1 pseudogene is annotated in these 250 nt (G+C 72.0%); it reads left to right on the top strand.

Annotated features, from left to right (window positions below):
* Positions 1-250, top strand: a pseudogene (locus KZZ04_RS20145) (hypothetical protein); the annotation flags it as partial.

The raw sequence follows: 250 nt of genomic DNA, 5'->3' as shown, positions 1-250 counted from the left end.
CCCGGCGCGTGTCCGGCGGCGGCACGCTCGGCGCGCCGCCGTCGCTCTCGAAGGCCACCACCAGCGTCTCGCCATGGCAAGAGGCGTGGCGGCGCTTCAAGCGCCACCGCCTCGCCTACTGGAGCCTGTGGCTGCTGGGCACGCTCGCGCTCGTGGTGCTGATCGGGCCCTTCTTCTACAAGGTCGGCGTCAACGACATCGACTTCAAGGCGCGCCTTGCCGGCCCGAGCCTCACGCACCCGCTCGGCAC

It is taken from the genome of Pseudoalteromonas sp. CR1 (assembly GCF_019392235.1).
Lineage (GTDB): Bacteria > Pseudomonadota > Gammaproteobacteria > Enterobacterales > Alteromonadaceae > Pseudoalteromonas.
The sequence above is the reverse complement of the archived record's forward strand: the minus strand, read 5'-3'. Positions and strand labels throughout refer to the sequence as shown.